Source organism: Providencia sp. 2.29, from assembly GCF_015832305.1.
In the GTDB taxonomy this organism is placed as follows: Bacteria; Pseudomonadota; Gammaproteobacteria; order Enterobacterales; family Enterobacteriaceae; genus Providencia; species Providencia stuartii.
The window spans coordinates 3528975-3546097 of sequence record NZ_CP065420.1; the positions used below are offsets into that span (position 1 = coordinate 3528975).

The window sequence follows — 17123 nt, forward strand, 5'->3', positions numbered from 1 at the left end:
CCCGCCTTGCACTTTCTCACCAGTAGTAGGGTCAATCTAAATTGCCCACAGGAAGTAGAATTATGTCAATCAATTGGAATTGGGGGATTTTCCTACAGGAAGCCCCTTTTGGGAATACCACCTATTTAGGTTGGTTATTATCTGGCTTAGAAGTCACTGTCGCACTTTCTATCTGTGCTTGGATCATTGCTTTTCTGGTCGGCTCGTTCTTTGGTATTTTACGTACCGTGCCTAATCGCTTTTTAGCGATGATAGGAACCGTTTATGTCGAGCTATTTCGTAATGTCCCTTTAATTGTTCAATTTTTTACTTGGTATTTAGTGATCCCAGAGCTGTTGCCCCGTTCTATCGGCGACTGGTTCAAAATGGACTTAGATCCTAACTATCAATTTTTTATCTCTTCAACACTGTGCCTTGGTTTATTTACCGCCGCCCGTATGACTGAACAGGTAAGAGCGGCAATACAATCATTACCAAGAGGGCAAAAAAACGCCGGTCTCGCTATGGGGCTGACCTTGCCACAAACTTATCGCTATGTGCTTTTACCCAATGCGTATCGTGTCATTTTGCCACCAATGACATCCGAGATGCTTAACTTAGTGAAAAACTCGGCGATAGCTTCCACTATCGGCCTCGTTGATATGGCAGCCCAAGCAGGTAAGTTGCTTGATTATTCTGCCCATGCTTGGGAATCATTCACTGCGATCACGCTTGCCTATGTCGGCATCAATTTGATCATTATGCTGTTAATGAATTTGTTAGAACGTAAAGTTCGCTTACCCGGCACATTAGGAGGGCGATAATATGTTCTATGAATTTGATTGGAGCTCCATCGCCCCAAGTTGGCCATTTCTTCTTGATGGGTTAGTCGTCACCGCTAAAATTACCATTACGGCTATTGTCGTGGGGATATTGTGGGGAACGGTTCTCGCCGTGATGCGTCTATCTACTTTTAAACCTATCAGTTGGTTCGCTGCACTGTACGTAAATACGTTCCGCTCTATCCCATTAGTCATGGTATTGTTGTGGTTCTATCTGATTGTGCCTAACTTAGTCCAAAATGTTCTAGGCATATCACCAAAAAGTGATATCCGTTTAATTTCAGCAATGGTAGCCTTCTCGCTTTTTGAAGCCGCCTACTACTCTGAGATTATTCGAGCAGGTATTCAGAGTATTTCACGAGGCCAAGCATCTGCCGCACTTGCACTGGGCATGACGCATATGCAAACAATGAGGTTAGTCATCTTGCCTCAAGCCTTTAAAGCGATGATCCCTCTGTTATTAACACAAGGCATTGTGCTATTTCAGGATTCATCATTAGTTTATGTACTGAGTTTGACGGATTTCTTCCGTACGGCAACCAATATTGGTGAGCGTGATGGTACACAAGTAGAAATGATATTGTTTGCAGGTTTCGTGTACTTTATTATCAGTTTCGGCGCTTCAATGCTGGTGAATTATCTTAAGAAAAGGACTGTTACATGATTACCCTGAAAAATATCTCTAAATGGTATGGCCAGTTTCAGGTACTCACAGACTGTACAACTGAAGTCAAAAAAGGCGAAGTCGTGGTTGTCTGTGGACCATCAGGCTCTGGTAAATCCACATTAATAAAAACAGTGAATGGCCTTGAGCCAGTTCAACAGGGTGAAATTTTTGTAAATGGTATCCAAGTCAATGATAAAAAAACTGATTTGGCAAAACTTCGCTCTAAAGTTGGCATGGTATTCCAACACTTTGAGCTATTCCCGCATCTTTCTATTATAGAAAATTTAACACTGGCTCAAGTAAAGGTGCTAAATAGAAATAAAAAAGAGGCTGAAGCAAAAGGGTTGAAATTACTCGAACGCGTTGGGCTAGCAAGCCATGCAAATAAGTTTCCTTCCCAGCTTTCGGGTGGGCAGCAGCAGCGTGTGGCAATTGCTCGAGCCTTGTGTATGGATCCCGTTGCAATGTTATTTGACGAGCCAACATCAGCACTTGACCCTGAAATGATCAATGAAGTGCTTGATGTTATGGTCGAATTAGCAAACGAGGGTATGACTATGATGGTCGTTACCCACGAAATGGGTTTCGCTAAGAAAGTCGCTAACCGTGTGATTTTTATGGATGAAGGAAAGATTGTTGAAGACAGTAAAAAAGAAGACTTTTTTGCTAATCCGCAATCTGATAGAGCTAAAGATTTCCTCGCGAAAATACTGCATTAATTATTGCAAGCCATAGGGAGAGACTACCTCTCTATGGCTGCCCCCTGCACGACACTCTTATACCTTTCTATTTTGTTTTATCTAAATATTTGTTGCCCGACAATACATACAGATATAGATTAAAAACCCAATTAATATCAATCTAATAATCTAAGCCTCATGATGAAAAATGATCAACAAATAACAATTATCCCTTTACAAGACGATACGGTTCTGGATGTTTCTGCCTGTAATTTTAATGTGATGATAACTGATGAGTTACTCCATCCCTATGACGATATAAACAGGAAAAAAGCGATTAAGCCCTACCTAAAGGATTATCATTTCTCTCCAGAGCAGTGGTTGAATGAACAAGAAAGTTTAGGTGTTTTATATGTTGCGAAATTGGGGGATAAAACGATTGGCTATGCCTGTGCAAGTCTTTGCTGGAATGGAATGGCTCAACTTGATGAATTGGCCATCGATGAGCCATATAGAGGTAAAGGTATCGCCAAACAATTACTAGAAAAAATTGAAGCTTGGGCAACCGACAATGGTTTACATCACATCAGATTAGAATCTCAATCTACGAATACCACAGCCGCTAAGTTCTATCACAAACACGGTTTTCGCATTCATGGTTATGATAAAGCGCTCTATTTATGCACGGAAAATGCCCATGAAGTCGCATTATTTTGGTATAAGACATTATAAACATTAGCGTTCAATGTTTACTTTTATAAATAAGTTGACCAACAACACCTCCCTCTCTTTCGGAAGATGTCTTCCATCCATCACATTGACCGATGCAAAATCAAAGGGAGAGACACCTTCAATGCAAGCAACCTTTACTCCATACTCTTGTGGGGGTGAGCGTCTTTGATGAAAAGTATAAATTCCGCAGATTGAATAAAAAGAGGGCGGCTTGCTTTGTGTTAAAACGATATTCCGTTAGTTTATCTTTTCCTTCTAAAATAGTGTCTCTGACAAGGGCGCAAAGGTTGCGATTGCCCCACACATTCGGCAAAAAGGGCAGTGACATCTTCTTGCTGTGTTATATCTATCAGTCAACGCAACCTTAAATTTCACTGTACCACAATGGCTCTGAACTTGTTTTTCAATCACAACGCCCTCCCTAATAGCATAGGCAAAAACGAAATCAGTGGATTAAGGTACTCAAACAACTCAAATAGGTTTTGTTAATTGATGTAATTTATTGATGCTTTTTTATGTTTCTAGGGGATCTTTGCACTTTAGTGCTAATAAAATAGAGTGAATAAATACCCCTCCCTATGTATTGCCCAATATTTGCTGGCTTTTTGAGTTTTTTTGCGTGAAACACTACCAATCTTACTGTTTTTTAGTTAAGTTTGATGCTCATCGGAATAAAATATTCTGACACCGCCCCCCAAAAACAATATCCAGCTTTCCCCGTCGGTTCAGCTAATCAACTATTGTTGTTTTAGGGTAGGATCCGCTATGCTATGCGGATCTAACTTATAGAAAGACATTAACGCTACTGAGTAGCATTTATTCACCATAGGATTATCGGTGCCATGCAAGAACAATATCGTCCAGAAGATATAGAGCCAAAAGTACAGCGTCACTGGGATGAAAAAGCCACATTTAAAGTGACAGAAGACAACAGCAAAGAGAAATACTACTGCCTGTCCATGCTACCTTACCCTTCTGGTCGACTACACATGGGCCATGTGCGCAACTACACTATGGGTGATGTGATCTCCCGTTATCAACGCCTATTAGGTAAAAACGTTTTACAACCAATCGGTTGGGATGCGTTTGGCTTACCTGCTGAAGGCGCGGCTGTCAAAAATAAAACAGCACCTGCACCATGGACCTATGCCAATATCGATTACATGAAAGGCCAGTTAAAAATGCTGGGCTTTGGCTACGATTGGGATCGCGAAGTTACCACTTGTACGCCTGAATACTATCGTTGGGAACAATGGTTCTTTACTAAGCTCTATGAAAAAGGCTTAGTCTACAAAAAAACCTCTGCTGTAAACTGGTGTCCACATGATTTAACCGTACTCGCCAACGAACAGGTTATCGATGGCTGCTGCTGGCGCTGTGATACGCCCGTCGAGCGTAAAGAAATTCCTCAATGGTTTATTAAAATCACCGATTATGCTGAAGAGTTGCTAAACGATCTTGATAAGCTTGATGATTGGCCTGAGCAAGTCAAAACCATGCAACGTAACTGGATTGGGCGCTCTGAGGGTGTCGAAATCACCTTTAACGTTGCCGATCGTGATGACAAATTAACCGTATATACCACTCGCCCTGATACTTTCATGGGTGCAACTTATGTGGCGGTTGCCGCGGGTCACCCATTAGCACTCGAAGCCGCAGAAAAAAATGCCGAATTAGCCAACTTTATCGATGAATGCCGTAATACCAAAACAGCCGAAGCTGATATGGCGACCATGGATAAAAAAGGGATGCCAACTGGCCTTTATGTTATTCATCCACTCACCCAAGAAAAATTACCTATCTGGGTAGCCAACTTTGTGTTGATGGAATATGGCACCGGTGCGGTGATGGCTGTACCTGCTCACGACCAACGTGACTGGGAGTTTGCCCATAAATATAACCTGCCACTAAAAGTGGTTATTGCCGACGCTGAAGGCAATGAGCCTGATATTTCTCAAGAAGCGATGACTGAAAAATTTGCATTGATCAACTCAGGCGAATTTAGCGGCTTAGATAATACCGCTGGCTTCAATGCTATCGCAGACAAATTAGTCGCTATCGGCGTGGGTCAACGTAAAGTGAACTACCGTTTACGTGACTGGGGTGTTTCTCGCCAACGCTACTGGGGCGCACCAATTCCAATGGCAACATTAGAAGATGGCACAGTTGTTCCTGTTCCTGAAGATCAACTGCCAGTGATTTTGCCAGAAGATGTCGAAATGGACGGTATCACCAGCCCAATTAAAGCGGATCCAGAATGGGCGAAAACCACCATCAATGGTCAGCCAGCTTTACGTGAAACCGATACCTTTGACACCTTTATGGAGTCATCTTGGTACTATGCTCGTTACACTTGCCCACAATTTGATGAAGGCATGTTGGATCCGGCTGCTGCGAATTACTGGTTACCAGTGGACCAATACATTGGTGGTATTGAACACGCCATCATGCACTTAATGTATTTCCGTTTCTTCCACAAATTGATGCGTGATGCAGGCCTAGTCAACTCAGATGAACCAGCAAAACGCCTATTATGTCAAGGTATGGTACTGGCAGATGCCTTCTACTATACCGGCAGTGATGGTCAGCGTGTTTGGGTTTCGCCAAGTGATGTCACTGTAGAGCGTGACGACAAAAACCGTATTATCAAAGCCGTTGATACCGAAGGACATGAGCTGGTTTATACTGGCATGAGCAAAATGTCTAAGTCGAAAAACAATGGTATTGACCCACAATTGATGGTTGAAAAATACGGTGCCGATACCGTGCGCCTATTTATGATGTTTGCGGCACCACCAGAGCTAACCCTTGAATGGCAAGAGTCTAGCGTCGAAGGGGCAAACCGTTTTGTCCGTCGTGTATGGCGTATCGTTCATGAGCACTCACAAAAAGGGGCAACTCAGCCGCTTGATGTCAGCACATTAACGACAGAGCAGAAAGACTTACGTCGCGACTTACATAAAACCATTGCTAAAGTGACCGATGATTTTGACCGTCGCTATGCGTTTAACACTGCGATTGCCGCTATCATGGAGTTCATGAACAAATTAGTTCGTGCACCACAAGAGACCGAACAAGATCGTGCATTGATGCAAGAGTCACTTGAAGCGATCACCTTGATGCTGTCACCTATTATTCCACATGCATGTTTCGAAATGTGGAAAGCATTAGGTCACACCGATGATGTCGATTTTGCAAGCTGGCCTGTCGCTGACGAAAAAGCCATGGTTGATGACACTAAATTAGTCGTTATCCAAGTTAATGGTAAAGTGCGTGGTCGTATCACTGTACCTGCTGATGCAGTGCAAGACTTTGTGTTAGATATGGCAACAAAAGAGTATAGCGTCTCGAAATACCTCGAAGGCGTTACTATTCGTAAAGTAATTTATGTACCAGGTAAATTACTAAACTTGGTTGTTGGCTGATAAGGAGGCCAGGTGCGCTATCTGATAACTTTATTACTGAGCCTGTCGGTGCTAGTCACCGCAGGTTGCGGTTTTCGCCTTCAAGGAACGACACAGATCCCTGAGGAACTGAAGACGTTACAGTTAAGTTCTAATGCACCTTATAGCTCTCTAACCAGAGCCGTTAGGGAGCAACTCAGGCTCAATAATGTGACGCTTGTTGAAAATGGCAGCGCTGATATCCCAATTTTAAAAATTACGGGATCGTCAGAAAAAACAGAAACCGTATCGATTTACCAAGATGGTAAAGCGGCAGAGAAACAATTGACCTTTGTGCTCAATGCTCAAGTCATGATGCCAAATGGTTCGGTTTACCCGTTACAAAGCCAAGTTGAGCGTACTTTCTTTGATAACCCATTAGAAGCTCTTGCAAAAGATGCTGAAAATGAATTGGTTAAACAAGAGATGCGGGAACAAGCAGCGCGGATATTAGTCCGTAAACTGTTAATTGTTCATACTGCCGAACTTGAGAAAGCTAACGCTAAAGCTGTTGTTCCTGTTGTTGAACCATAATGATCCGTATCTATCCTGAACAGTTGACCTCTCAGTTACAAGAGTCTCTGAGAGGCCGCTATTTAATCTGGGGCAATGAGCCCCTATTAATTCAAGAAAGCCAAGATGCCATCCTAAAAACGGCTCAAACTCAAGGGTTTGAAGAGCATTTCACCTTTTCACTTGAACAGCACACTGATTGGGACGAAATATTCAGCCTCTGCCAAGCCCTGAGCCTATTTACAAGCCGTCAATCACTGACGTTGATCCTGCCAGAAAATGGCCCTAGTGCTGCCATGGCGGAAAAGCTGATTCAATTATCTCAACTTCTTCACCCAGATATCCTGCTATTGCTTCGCGGGCAAAAACTCACCAAAGCACAAGAAAACAGTGCTTGGTTTAAAGCTATCAGCCATGAAGCTGTCTATATCAGTTGTCTAACGCCTGAATATCAGCGCCTACCTCAATGGGTTGCAAAACGGGCGCACAATATGCAGCTCTCTTTAGAAACAGAGGCCAACCAACTCCTTTGCTACTGTTATGAAGGGAATTTACTCGCGTTGGCACAAGCACTTGAGCGATTATCGCTACTCTACCCCGATGGTAAATTAACCTTGCCACGTGTCGAAACTGCCGTGAATGATGCTGCACATTTTACGCCGTATCATTGGGTTGATGCCTTATTAGCCGGCAAATCACGGCGCGCTTGGCATATTCTCGAACAGCTTCAACGTGAAGATACTGAAACGGTCATCCTCTTACGGGCTATCCAACGTGAATTAATGCTACTACTGACATTAAAACGCCAATCGGTTACCACGCCATTAAAAACCTTGTTTGATCAGCATAAGATTTGGCAAAGCCGCCGACCATTATTGAGCGCAGCATTACAACGTCTAAGCTTACATCAATTACAATCCGCACTTTTGTTGCTAACACAAGCAGAGCTACATGCCAAACAAGACTTTAGCCACTCGGTGTGGCCTGACCTACAATCCTTGTCTATGTTAGTATGTACTAAAGCCTTACCAGAGAGTTTTATCCATGACCTTTAAGACCAAAGGCCTTCAAGCGTTATTTGGTGGGACATTTGACCCGATACATTATGGCCATCTACGCCCAGTAGAAGCATTAGCCAAGCAAGTTGGCTTACAAAAAGTGATTTTGTTGCCAAATCATGTGCCGCCGCACCGACCTCAACCAGAAGCTAGCCCAGCTCAACGATTAGACATGGTACGTCTAGCGATACAAAATAACCCGCTGTTTACCATCGATACCAGAGAGCTTGAGCGTAATAGCCCATCCTACACGATAGAAACCTTAACCTCATTACGTACTGAGATGGGTCCAGAGCAGCCGTTAGCATTCATTATTGGTCAAGATTCGTTATTGTCGATCCAGACATGGAATGGTTGGGAACAGCTGTTGGATAAATGCCATTTATTAGTTTGCTCACGCCCCGGTTATGCGACCAATTTCAGTGAGCCGCAAATGCAAGCATGGTTAAAAAAACACAGAACAGAGGATACCAATAAGCTGAGCCAAGCACCGAACGGTTATATTTTCCTTGGTGATACGCCACTCATTGATATTTCAGCCACCGAAATCCGTCATAGCTTAAGTGCCGGCCATCTAAATGATGATTTGATCCCCGCTTCTGTCATGGCTTATATCAAACAGCAGCACCTCTATCAAAATTGAAGTAATGCTCTGATTTTTTCACATCCCGGATATGGTGATAAGTAAAGTTGCTCACTGATATAACTATCAGGGTATTGAGTGAGCAACTGCAATATCATCGATAACGGATTATTAATAGAAAGATAACCCGCTTGATAATCATTGATTAGCCACCCCAAACGGACTTTTTCATCTCTTGTCGCTTTATATTTAAAATAGCCTTGTATATGTTGAAGCGCATTGACTTGTAACTTGCGAGCTGGTGTTGTGGCTAAAATAGCCAGTAGTTGATAACGATATTGGGTGTAAACCTCAGTGAGTTCGCTATTTTTTTGAATACCCGCCACAAATTTACCTGTTGCTTTATATCCCTTCGGGGAATAAGCCATCAATAAATATTTATGACGACTGTGAAAACAAATAATTTGGTGGTGCGTTAAATTCTTAGCTAATTGCGTTAATCGATATCCGGTATACAGTTGAATAAGAAACCGATCGAGATGCTCTGGACATGACCATTCCTGCGTAGTTAACAGTGGTGTGTTTTCAGGAAGTTGTTCAAGGAGTTGCTGACGAGCTCCCTCATCACAAATTACCCCTTGATATGCAAACTTTATCTCTGTCAGGGCCGTAATGGGAATCAACTTAATATGTGACTCCGTTAATGAGGTGATATCCTCGGCAGGAAATTCAACATCCCCAAACAGAACAACATTAAACATTATTGATTCCACGCATGGCTCCTTTGCTTTGCGAGATAAAACTCACGATGGCTGATTATTGATTTATCACTTTGTAAAGTTTGTACAAATTTCTTGCCCTGAACGCCAGTTATTCATATAAATCACACACCTTAAGGAATATAAAATAATTTAGCCGATTTTTCTGAAAATCTAGGGTAAAATGTCCCTGCCTTAACAGGTATATTACAAACAGTGTTTAACGTTATACCCGTCATACTTCGAGTTGTCTCCTAATTAGTGGCGCCAATAGCTTCTAAGGGATAGCTACTGGCATTATGTATTGGCTGAGTATAATTAGAATAAAAGGTGAACCTTTTGCAAGGAACTGAACTCCAACAATTTATTATCAATCAGCTTGACGATGCAAAAGCTGAAGATATCATCTCGATCGATGTTCATGGTAAATCAAGTATCACTGATCAAATGATCATCTGCACTGGGACATCAAGTCGTCACTTAATGTCTGTTGCAGACCGGTTAATTGAAGCTTGCCGTAAAAATGGCTTGCACCCACTCGGTGTTGAAGGCCAAGGGGTTTCTGACTGGATTGTGGTTGATCTTGGTGAAGCTATTGTTCATATCATGCAAGACGAAAGCCGTCGTATGTATGAACTTGAGAAACTCTGGAGCTGAGTTTGAAATTACAACTCATTGCTGTAGGTACAAAAATGCCGGACTGGGTTCAGACCGGCTTTATGGATTATCTCCATCGTTTCCCTAAAGATATGCCTTTCGAACTGATTGAGATCCCAGCAGGGAAACGCGGGAAAAACGCAGATATTAAACGCATTCTCGAGAAAGAAGGTGAACTGATGCTGGCAGCCGTCGGCAAAGGTAATCGGATTGTCACATTGGATATACCCGGTGAGAAGTGGGATACCCCAAAACTTGCTAACCAACTTGAAAATTGGAAACAAGATGGTCGCAATGTTAGCCTGCTCATCGGTGGCCCTGAAGGACTTGCACCTGCTTGTAAAGAAGCCGCCATGCAAAGTTGGTCATTATCTCCACTGACACTGCCCCACCCTCTTGTTAGAGTACTTGTTGCAGAAAGTCTTTATCGTGCGTGGAGTATTACGACTAACCACCCTTATCATCGGGAATAGTCAGTTTTTAATATGTTCAATATGGCAGTGGGATGAAAAATCAACGCACCCCTTTTCGCGACCATACAGCAGAATCAATGTTATTTATTCGCCGAGCATTAATTGCATTCGGCGTCATTGTGCTATTAACTGCTGTTCTTGTTACTAATCTCTATCATATACAAGTTGTTCGCCACGAGGATTATCAAACAAGATCAAATGATAACCGGATAAAACTCGTTCCCATTGCCCCTAGCCGCGGGATTATTTATGACCGCAATGGCAGACAATTAGCCTTAAATAGCACCTTTTACCAATTAGAAATTGTGCCTGAAAAAGTGGCCGATCTCCAAGACACGCTGGATAAACTGCGTGATGTCATCGGTCTAACCGATGAGGATATTGCTAACTTTGAAAAAGAGCGTAAACGCTCCCGCCGTTTTACCTCTATCCCCCTAAAAACACAGCTAAACGAAGTACAAGTAGCGCGCTTTGCCGTTAACCAATACCGTTTCCCTGGGCTTGAAGTAAAAAGCTACCAACGTCGCTCCTATCCTTATGGCTCGGCATTAACCCATGTCATTGGTTATGTTGCTAAGATCAACGATAAAGACGTAGAGCGCCTTGATAAAGAAGGAAAACTGCCTAACTATGCCGCCAGCCATGATATCGGTAAATTAGGCATCGAGCGCTACTATGAAGATGTGTTGCATGGGAAAACAGGCTATGAAGAGGTTGAAGTGAATAGCCGCGGGCGTGTTATCCGCCAGCTACATGAGCAACCGCCGCAAGCAGGCCGAGATATCTACTTAACTATCGATCTTGAACTGCAAATTTATATTGAAAAACTGCTGACAACGAGTCGTGCCGCGGTGGTTGTCACTGACCCGCGTAATGGTGAAATATTGGCATTGGTCTCTAACCCAAGCTATGACCCGAACTTATTTGTTAACGGTATATCAAACAAAGACTATCAAGCACTCTTAAACAACCCTGATAGGCCGTTAATTAACCGAACAACTCAAGGCCTTTATCCTCCCGCTTCAACCGTAAAACCTTTTATTTCGGTTGCGGCGTTAAGCGAAAAGGTGATCACCCCTTCAACGACTATCTTTGACCCAGGTTGGTGGCAGCTTCCAGGCTCTGAAAAACGCTATCGTGACTGGAAGCGTTGGGGGCATGGCAAATTAAATGTGGTGAAGTCAATCATTGAGTCTGCGGATACGTTCTTCTATCAAGTCGCCTATGATATGGGGATTGATAGAATATCCGATTGGATGAAGAAATTTGGCTTTGGCGATTATACTGGTATCGACCTTGCCGAAGAGCGAGCAGGTATTATGCCGACTCGAGAGTGGAAGCAAAAACGCTATAAAAAACCTTGGTATCAAGGGGATACTATACCTGTCGGCATTGGACAAGGCTACTGGACCGCAACGCCAATTCAAATGTCAAAAGCCTTGATGACACTCATCAATGACGGTCAAGTGAAAACCCCTCATTTATTGTATGGCACCAAGCTCGGCAATGCGATGGTGCCTTACGAAGATAAAGAGACGGCTCAGATTGGTGATATCCATTCAGGTTATTGGGAGCTCGCGAAGCAAGGAATGTACGGTGTCGCCAATGCACCAAACGGTACAGGAAGACGTAGTTTTATCGGCACGCCATATAAGGCAGCAGCGAAATCAGGAACTGCTCAGGTGTTTAGTTACGAAACCTATAACGCCAGCAAATTAGCCGAGCATTTACGCGATCATAAACTAATGATTGCCTATGCCCCCTACGATAAACCAACCGTTGCGGTCGCCATTATTTTAGAAAATGGTGGCGCTGGCCCTTCTGTCGGCGATATCGTTAGGCAAATATTTGACCATGTTTTATTAGGTGATAATAAAATAGAGGTTAATAGCGTACCAACAGGCACTGAGGAAGACCGTTAACACTATGACAGACGATAAGAAAAAATTATCACTCTCAGCGCGCCTGCACATCGATGTGCCTATGCTGTTAATTATTTTAGCGTTACTTGCTTACAGTGCGTTTATTATGTGGAGTGCTAGCGGGCAAGACCCTGAAATGATGGAAAGAAAATTGGGGCAAATCGCTTCAGGATTTATCGTCATGATCATCATGGCACAAATTCCTCCGCGCCTATATGAAAACCTTGCCCCTCATTTATATATCTTTTGCGTTATTTTGCTAATTTTTGTCGATGTTTTCGGGCAAATCAGTAAAGGGGCACAACGGTGGCTCGATCTGGGGATTATCCGCTTCCAGCCTTCCGAAATTGCTAAAATAGCGGTTCCTTTGATGGTGGCACGCTTTATGAACCGAGACCTCTGTCCGCCATCACTAAAAAATACCATGATAGCGCTCGTGCTTATTTTTACGCCTACCTTGTTAGTTGCCGCCCAACCCGACCTTGGTACCTCTATCTTAGTTGCCGCATCGGGGATATTTGTGCTCTTTTTAGCAGGAATGAGCTGGCGTTTAATCACTATCGCCGCAACCGCCCTTGCCGCTTTTATTCCGCTATTGTGGTTTTTCTTGATGCATGATTACCAACGAACTCGCGTCATGATGCTACTCGACCCTGAAACCGACCCATTAGGCGCTGGTTATCATATTATCCAATCAAAAATCGCGATTGGTTCTGGGGGGCTGATGGGTAAAGGCTGGCTACATGGAACACAATCACAGCTTGAGTTTCTACCTGAGCGCCATACTGACTTTATTTTTGCCGTATTAGCGGAGGAGCTTGGCTTAATTGGTGTATTGGTCTTACTCGGCTTATATCTGTTACTGATCATGCGTGGGCTTTATATCGCAGCAAACGCACAAAACACCTTTGGTCGCGTCATGGCTGGTGGCTTAATGTTGATCCTCTTTGTTTATGTATTCGTTAATATTGGCATGGTTAGTGGTATCTTACCTGTGGTTGGAGTACCTCTACCGCTCGTCAGTTATGGGGGATCGGCACTGATTGTTTTAATGGCCGGATTCGGTATTATCATGTCTATTCATACACACAGAAAATTTCTTTCCAAGAGTTTATAAAAGAGGCTTAGTATGCGTTTTCAATGGATTATGCTTGGCATTACGACTGCATTGCTTAGTGGTTGTGTCACAGAAGAGAACATTAAGCAGCCTAGTAATGTACCGGCTGTACCTGCTCAAGACGTGCTTGGCGCAGAGCCTCATTATGAGCCTTTTCATCCAACAGCCAACAGTGACTATCAGCGTAACGGCCAGCAATACCAAATTGTTCGCGACGCATCGCAATTTTCACAAGTAGGTTATGCCTCTATCTTTGGTTCAGAGTCAGCAGGGAATATGACAGCAATTGGTGAGCGAGTTAACCCTATTGAATTAACAGCAGCCCACCCGACTTTACCTATTCCAAGCTATGTGCGTATCACTAACATGATGAATGGCCGAATGATGGTTGTTCGTGTGAATGATAGAGGCCCTTATACACAAGGCAAAAGCATCGCTGTTTCTCGCGCCGTTGCTGATCGCCTCAATTTAATGCCAACCACACGCATCAAAATTGATGCTATCCAAGTCGCTCAAGATGGCTCTCTATCAGGACCAGGTACGATTGGCTCAAACTTTGTTAAACAAAGTTATGCCCTGCCAGGGCGCCCTCAGCTAGGCTCCGGCCCAATGGGAACGCCTGTAATGGAAAATTTACCAACCCCTGAAAATGTGCTCCCCGTGAAACAGCCAACAGCCCCAATGGAGCCCGTTGTGCCTGAAAGCAGCTTAAAAACCCCTGAGCCAGAAGCCGCTCAAGCGACGCCAAGTACTCCTGCCGTTCCTGAAAGAGGTTATTTAGTTCAAGTTGGTGCTATCGGAAATCAAAGCAACGCCAAAACTATGTTGGAAAAATTGAAAAGTCAGTTTGGTGTTCCCGGCCGCTTACAGCCCTACAACAATATTTATCGTGTTCAATTAGGGCCATTTGCAGATAGGCAACAGGCTGTGGATCTACAAGGCCGAATTCAGGCTGAACTAAATCAAACGTCGATGGTTGTCGCTCCATAAGGTAGGTATTCATCACTATTCAAATTATCAGTACCAACAATAATGACGCCTCTTAACCTAAACATATCAAGGGGCTTTTTTATTTGCTCGATAACCGACTAGTAACTTGAAGTGTGATCTGTATAAAATATTGTAAAAACATTGGCGCAAGCATTAATCAATCCTTGTACTTTTGCTAAACTGCGCCTCCTTGTGTTAACCGAATTCCGGATGTAACAATACAAACATGAAAAATTTTGCCCCATCACGCACCCTTCGTCATACCTTGCTAGGTGCATCGCTACTTTTCACTATGACACAGGCAAATGCTAACGAGCCATTCCCAAATAGCCCTGTTCCAGCAGTACCTGAAATTGATGCAGAAGCCTATATCTTGATTGATTACAACTCAGGTAAAGTGCTTGCTGAAAAGAATGCGGATCAACGCCGTGACCCTGCGAGTTTGACTAAAATGATGACCAGCTATGTTATTGGTCAAGCGATCAAGTCAGGCAAAATCGGTGCAGAGGATATTGTCACTGTCAACGAAGATGCATGGGCAACAGGTAACCCAATATTTAAGGGTTCCTCATTAATGTTTCTGAAACCCGGCGACCGCGTGAGTGTTTCTCAATTAACTCGTGGAATTAACTTACAATCAGGTAACGATGCTTGTGTTGCCATGGCGGACTATGTCGCGGGTGACCAAGCGAATTTCATCCAATTGATGAATGGCTACGTCAGCAAACTGGGCTTACAAAATACCCATTTTCAAACCGTTCATGGTTTAGATGCTGAAGGCCAATATAGCTCAGCACGTGACATGGCATTACTCGGGCAGGCTCTGATACGTGATGTTCCCGATGAATATGCTATCTACAAAGAAAAAGAGTTCACTTTTAACAATATTCGCCAAACTAACCGTAATGGTTTGTTATGGGATAAAAGTCTCTCAGTTGATGGCATTAAAACAGGCCACACTAATGCTGCGGGGTATAATTTAGTTGCCTCCGCAACAGAGGGCCAAATGCGCCTTATTTCCGTCGTAATGGGCGGTAAAAGTATGAAAGGCCGTGATGCAGAAAGTAAAAAACTGCTCACGTATGGCTTCCGCTTTTATGAAACCGTCAAGCCGCTACAAGCGGGGGTTGAGTTTGCCTCCGAGCCTGTTTGGTTTGGTGATGAAAATAACGTTAAACTTGGGGTAACAGAAGATCTGTTCTTAACTATCCCTCGTGGACGTTTAAAAGATCTTAAAGCAAGCTATGATATCTCAACATCCGAGCTAGAAGCACCACTGAAAAAAGGGCAAGCAGTTGGAACTATTAATTTCCAACTTGATGGTAAAACCATCGAACAACGCCCTCTGGTCGTGCTGAAAGATGTGGAAGAAGGTGGCTTTTTCAGTCGTTTAATTGACTATATTAAGTTACTGTTCCATCGCTGGTTTGGCTAACCCTTGAATCAGATATATATCATCCCCATATAGTGTATATCTGAAAGTTTGAAGGGGGGAATCCCCCTTCAAACACTATTATTGTTATTAGGAGCGCCCATGAAAACGAAATTAAACGAACTACTTGAGTTCCCCTGCTCATTCACTTACAAAGTGATGGGATTAGCGGAGCCGGAGCTGGTTGATCAGGTCGTTGAAGTGGTTCAGCGCCATGCTCCGGGCGACTATTCTCCAGAAGTGAAGCCGAGTAGCAAAGGCAATTACCACTCCGTTTCGATTACCATTAATGCAACGCATATTGAGCAAATCGAAAAATTATATGAAGAGCTTGGTGCATTAGAGCGCGTTAGAATGGTTCTGTAATTCACTTTGTGTCTTATCAAAAATCGGGTGGCTTAAACCCACTCGGTTTTTTCCTAACATCTTTTATGTTACTCCCCCCTATATAAAAACTTTCACCGTTTCTGGGTCCAAATACCCGCCTTTTTTCCCGCCAGATAGCGTTACAGGTTACTTTGCATAACACAAATAGATTGCGTCAACCCTCAATATAACATTTTCATAACATGACAAAACTGGCGATAACCCGCTACCAGCGTTATACTACTGGCACATTTCTAATGTGGATGTTAAAACATTGTCAGCACGAACCATTATTGTACGTCAATTAGGGCTTGCCCCTTATCAACGCGTTTCTGATGCGATGCACCAGTTCACTGAAAACCGCGACAAAGAGACCGCCGATGAGCTATGGCTTGTCGAACATCCTCGCGTCTTTACCCAAGGCCAAGCAGGTAAGGCTGAACATCTGCTCGCTCCCGGAGAGATCCCCGTGATCCAAAGTGATAGGGGCGGCCAAGTCACTTATCATGGCCCTGGTCAGCAAGTGATGTATGTCATGCTTGATCTCAAACGTAACAAGTTAGGCGTTCGCGATTTAGTCACGGCTCTTGAAACGACGGTTGTGAAGACACTTGCACATTACCAAATTGAAGCTTATCCACGCCCTGATGCCCCCGGCGTGTATATCAATGGTGATAAAGTTTGTTCGCTAGGTCTACGCATTCGAAAAGGTTGCTCTTTCCATGGATTAGCGCTCAATATCAATATGGATCTAGAACCTTTCAACCGCATCAACCCTTGTGGTTATTCGCAATTAAAGATGACACAGATGTGTCATTTCATTCCCAACCTGACATTACCAGATGTTCAACCCGTGCTAATTGAACAGTTCTGTGACACACTGGGATTTCATATTGTTCAATAATGATGCT

General features: G+C 43.4%; 17 protein-coding genes and 1 pseudogene. 16 read left to right on the forward strand and 2 right to left on the reverse strand.

Annotated features, from left to right (window positions below; translation table 11 throughout):
* Positions 1-62: 62 nt before the first annotated feature.
* From I3B46_RS16675 to I3B46_RS16690, 4 genes are all read left to right on the forward strand, one after another.
* A complete protein-coding gene (locus I3B46_RS16675; protein ID WP_004917640.1) occupies positions 63-803 on the forward strand; it encodes an amino acid ABC transporter permease in 741 nt (246 codons plus the stop codon).
* 1 nt (position 804) lies between these two features.
* On the forward strand, positions 805-1485 hold the full coding sequence (gene gltK, locus I3B46_RS16680) for a glutamate/aspartate ABC transporter permease GltK (protein ID WP_004917639.1): 681 nt from the start codon (positions 805-807) through the stop codon (positions 1483-1485).
* On the forward strand, positions 1482-2207 hold the full coding sequence (locus tag I3B46_RS16685; RefSeq protein WP_004917638.1) for an amino acid ABC transporter ATP-binding protein: 726 nt from the start codon (positions 1482-1484) through the stop codon (positions 2205-2207). Before gltK ends, I3B46_RS16685 begins: the two co-directional genes overlap by 4 nt.
* Positions 2208-2366: 159 nt before the next feature.
* Positions 2367-2900 (forward strand): GNAT family N-acetyltransferase, encoded by a 534-nt coding sequence (locus I3B46_RS16690; RefSeq protein ID WP_036943465.1) that lies wholly within the window; start codon positions 2367-2369, stop codon positions 2898-2900.
* 10 nt (positions 2901-2910) lie between these two features.
* Here the strand turns inward: I3B46_RS16690 and I3B46_RS21910 are convergent.
* Positions 2911-3311: pseudogene (locus tag I3B46_RS21910) on the reverse strand (GFA family protein).
* Positions 3312-3742: 431 nt separating this feature from the next.
* Between I3B46_RS21910 and leuS the strand changes: the two are divergent.
* The 4 genes from leuS to nadD are packed head-to-tail and all read left to right on the forward strand — an operon-like array spanning position 3743 to position 8557.
* Positions 3743-6325 carry a leucine--tRNA ligase gene (leuS, locus tag I3B46_RS16695; protein ID WP_004917635.1) on the forward strand — a complete coding sequence of 861 codons (2583 nt, stop codon included), beginning with the start codon at positions 3743-3745 and terminating at the stop codon, positions 6323-6325.
* A gap of 12 nt (positions 6326-6337) precedes the next feature.
* Positions 6338-6877, forward strand: coding sequence for an LPS assembly lipoprotein LptE (lptE, locus tag I3B46_RS16700; protein ID WP_014657715.1), 540 nt, complete (start codon positions 6338-6340; stop codon positions 6875-6877).
* A complete protein-coding gene (holA, locus tag I3B46_RS16705) occupies positions 6877-7911 on the forward strand; it encodes a DNA polymerase III subunit delta (protein ID WP_104873328.1) in 1035 nt (344 codons plus the stop codon). The genes lptE and holA overlap by 1 nt, the downstream gene beginning before the upstream one ends.
* Positions 7901-8557 (forward strand): nicotinate-nucleotide adenylyltransferase, encoded by a 657-nt coding sequence (nadD, locus tag I3B46_RS16710; RefSeq protein ID WP_104873327.1) that lies wholly within the window; start codon positions 7901-7903, stop codon positions 8555-8557. Before holA ends, nadD begins: the two co-directional genes overlap by 11 nt.
* Here the strand turns inward: nadD and I3B46_RS22535 are convergent.
* Positions 8548-9270, reverse strand: a complete 723-nt coding sequence (locus I3B46_RS22535) for a YbgA family protein (protein WP_223854701.1) — start codon at positions 9268-9270, stop codon at positions 8548-8550. The genes nadD and I3B46_RS22535 overlap by 10 nt on opposite strands.
* Positions 9271-9585: 315 nt before the next feature.
* On the opposite strand from I3B46_RS22535, the gene rsfS reads away from it, so the two are divergent.
* The 8 genes from rsfS to lipB all read left to right on the forward strand — a co-directional run bounded on the left by rsfS (position 9586) and on the right by lipB (position 17116).
* Positions 9586-9912: a ribosome silencing factor gene (gene rsfS / locus I3B46_RS16720; RefSeq protein ID WP_004917626.1), complete on the forward strand. Its 327-nt coding sequence runs from the start codon at positions 9586-9588 to the stop codon at positions 9910-9912.
* Between the two features lie 2 nt (positions 9913-9914).
* On the forward strand, positions 9915-10385 hold the full coding sequence (gene rlmH, locus I3B46_RS16725) for a 23S rRNA (pseudouridine(1915)-N(3))-methyltransferase RlmH (RefSeq protein ID WP_004917624.1): 471 nt from the start codon (positions 9915-9917) through the stop codon (positions 10383-10385).
* Positions 10386-10417: 32 nt separating this feature from the next.
* Entirely contained in the window at positions 10418-12307 is a 1890-nt protein-coding gene (mrdA, locus tag I3B46_RS16730; RefSeq protein ID WP_004917620.1) for a peptidoglycan DD-transpeptidase MrdA, read from the forward strand.
* Positions 12308-12311: 4 nt separating this feature from the next.
* Entirely contained in the window at positions 12312-13424 is a 1113-nt protein-coding gene (gene mrdB / locus I3B46_RS16735) for a peptidoglycan glycosyltransferase MrdB (RefSeq protein ID WP_004917618.1), read from the forward strand.
* A 12-nt stretch (positions 13425-13436) separates the two neighbouring features.
* Complete coding sequence (gene rlpA / locus I3B46_RS16740) at positions 13437-14414, forward strand: endolytic peptidoglycan transglycosylase RlpA (protein WP_163762159.1); 978 nt, start codon at positions 13437-13439, stop codon at positions 14412-14414.
* Between the two features lie 226 nt (positions 14415-14640).
* Positions 14641-15849 (forward strand): D-alanyl-D-alanine carboxypeptidase DacA, encoded by a 1209-nt coding sequence (dacA, locus tag I3B46_RS16745; RefSeq protein ID WP_004917615.1) that lies wholly within the window; start codon positions 14641-14643, stop codon positions 15847-15849.
* A gap of 99 nt (positions 15850-15948) precedes the next feature.
* Positions 15949-16212 carry a DUF493 family protein YbeD gene (gene ybeD, locus I3B46_RS16750; protein WP_004917614.1) on the forward strand — a complete coding sequence of 88 codons (264 nt, stop codon included), beginning with the start codon at positions 15949-15951 and terminating at the stop codon, positions 16210-16212.
* Positions 16213-16471: 259 nt separating this feature from the next.
* Positions 16472-17116 carry a lipoyl(octanoyl) transferase LipB gene (gene lipB / locus I3B46_RS16755; protein WP_014657709.1) on the forward strand — a complete coding sequence of 215 codons (645 nt, stop codon included), beginning with the start codon at positions 16472-16474 and terminating at the stop codon, positions 17114-17116.
* Positions 17117-17123 lie beyond the last annotated feature (7 nt).

Excerpts from the sequence above, each read along its gene's own strand:
- I3B46_RS16675 (WP_004917640.1), top strand. The coding sequence starts at position 63 with ATGTCAATCAATTGGAATTGGGGGATTTTCCTACAGGAAGCCCCTTTT.
- gltK (WP_004917639.1), top strand. The coding sequence starts at position 805 with ATGTTCTATGAATTTGATTGGAGCTCCATCGCCCCAAGTTGGCCATTT.
- I3B46_RS16685 (WP_004917638.1), top strand. The coding sequence starts at position 1,482 with ATGATTACCCTGAAAAATATCTCTAAATGGTATGGCCAGTTTCAGGTA.
- I3B46_RS16690 (WP_036943465.1), top strand. The coding sequence starts at position 2,367 with ATGATGAAAAATGATCAACAAATAACAATTATCCCTTTACAAGACGAT.
- leuS (WP_004917635.1), top strand. The coding sequence starts at position 3,743 with ATGCAAGAACAATATCGTCCAGAAGATATAGAGCCAAAAGTACAGCGT.
- holA (WP_104873328.1), top strand. The coding sequence starts at position 6,877 with ATGATCCGTATCTATCCTGAACAGTTGACCTCTCAGTTACAAGAGTCT.
- nadD (WP_104873327.1), top strand. The coding sequence starts at position 7,901 with ATGACCTTTAAGACCAAAGGCCTTCAAGCGTTATTTGGTGGGACATTT.
- mrdA (WP_004917620.1), top strand. The coding sequence starts at position 10,418 with ATGAAAAATCAACGCACCCCTTTTCGCGACCATACAGCAGAATCAATG.
- mrdB (WP_004917618.1), top strand. The coding sequence starts at position 12,312 with ATGACAGACGATAAGAAAAAATTATCACTCTCAGCGCGCCTGCACATC.
- rlpA (WP_163762159.1), top strand. The coding sequence starts at position 13,437 with ATGCGTTTTCAATGGATTATGCTTGGCATTACGACTGCATTGCTTAGT.
- dacA (WP_004917615.1), top strand. The coding sequence starts at position 14,641 with ATGAAAAATTTTGCCCCATCACGCACCCTTCGTCATACCTTGCTAGGT.
- ybeD (WP_004917614.1), top strand. The coding sequence starts at position 15,949 with ATGAAAACGAAATTAAACGAACTACTTGAGTTCCCCTGCTCATTCACT.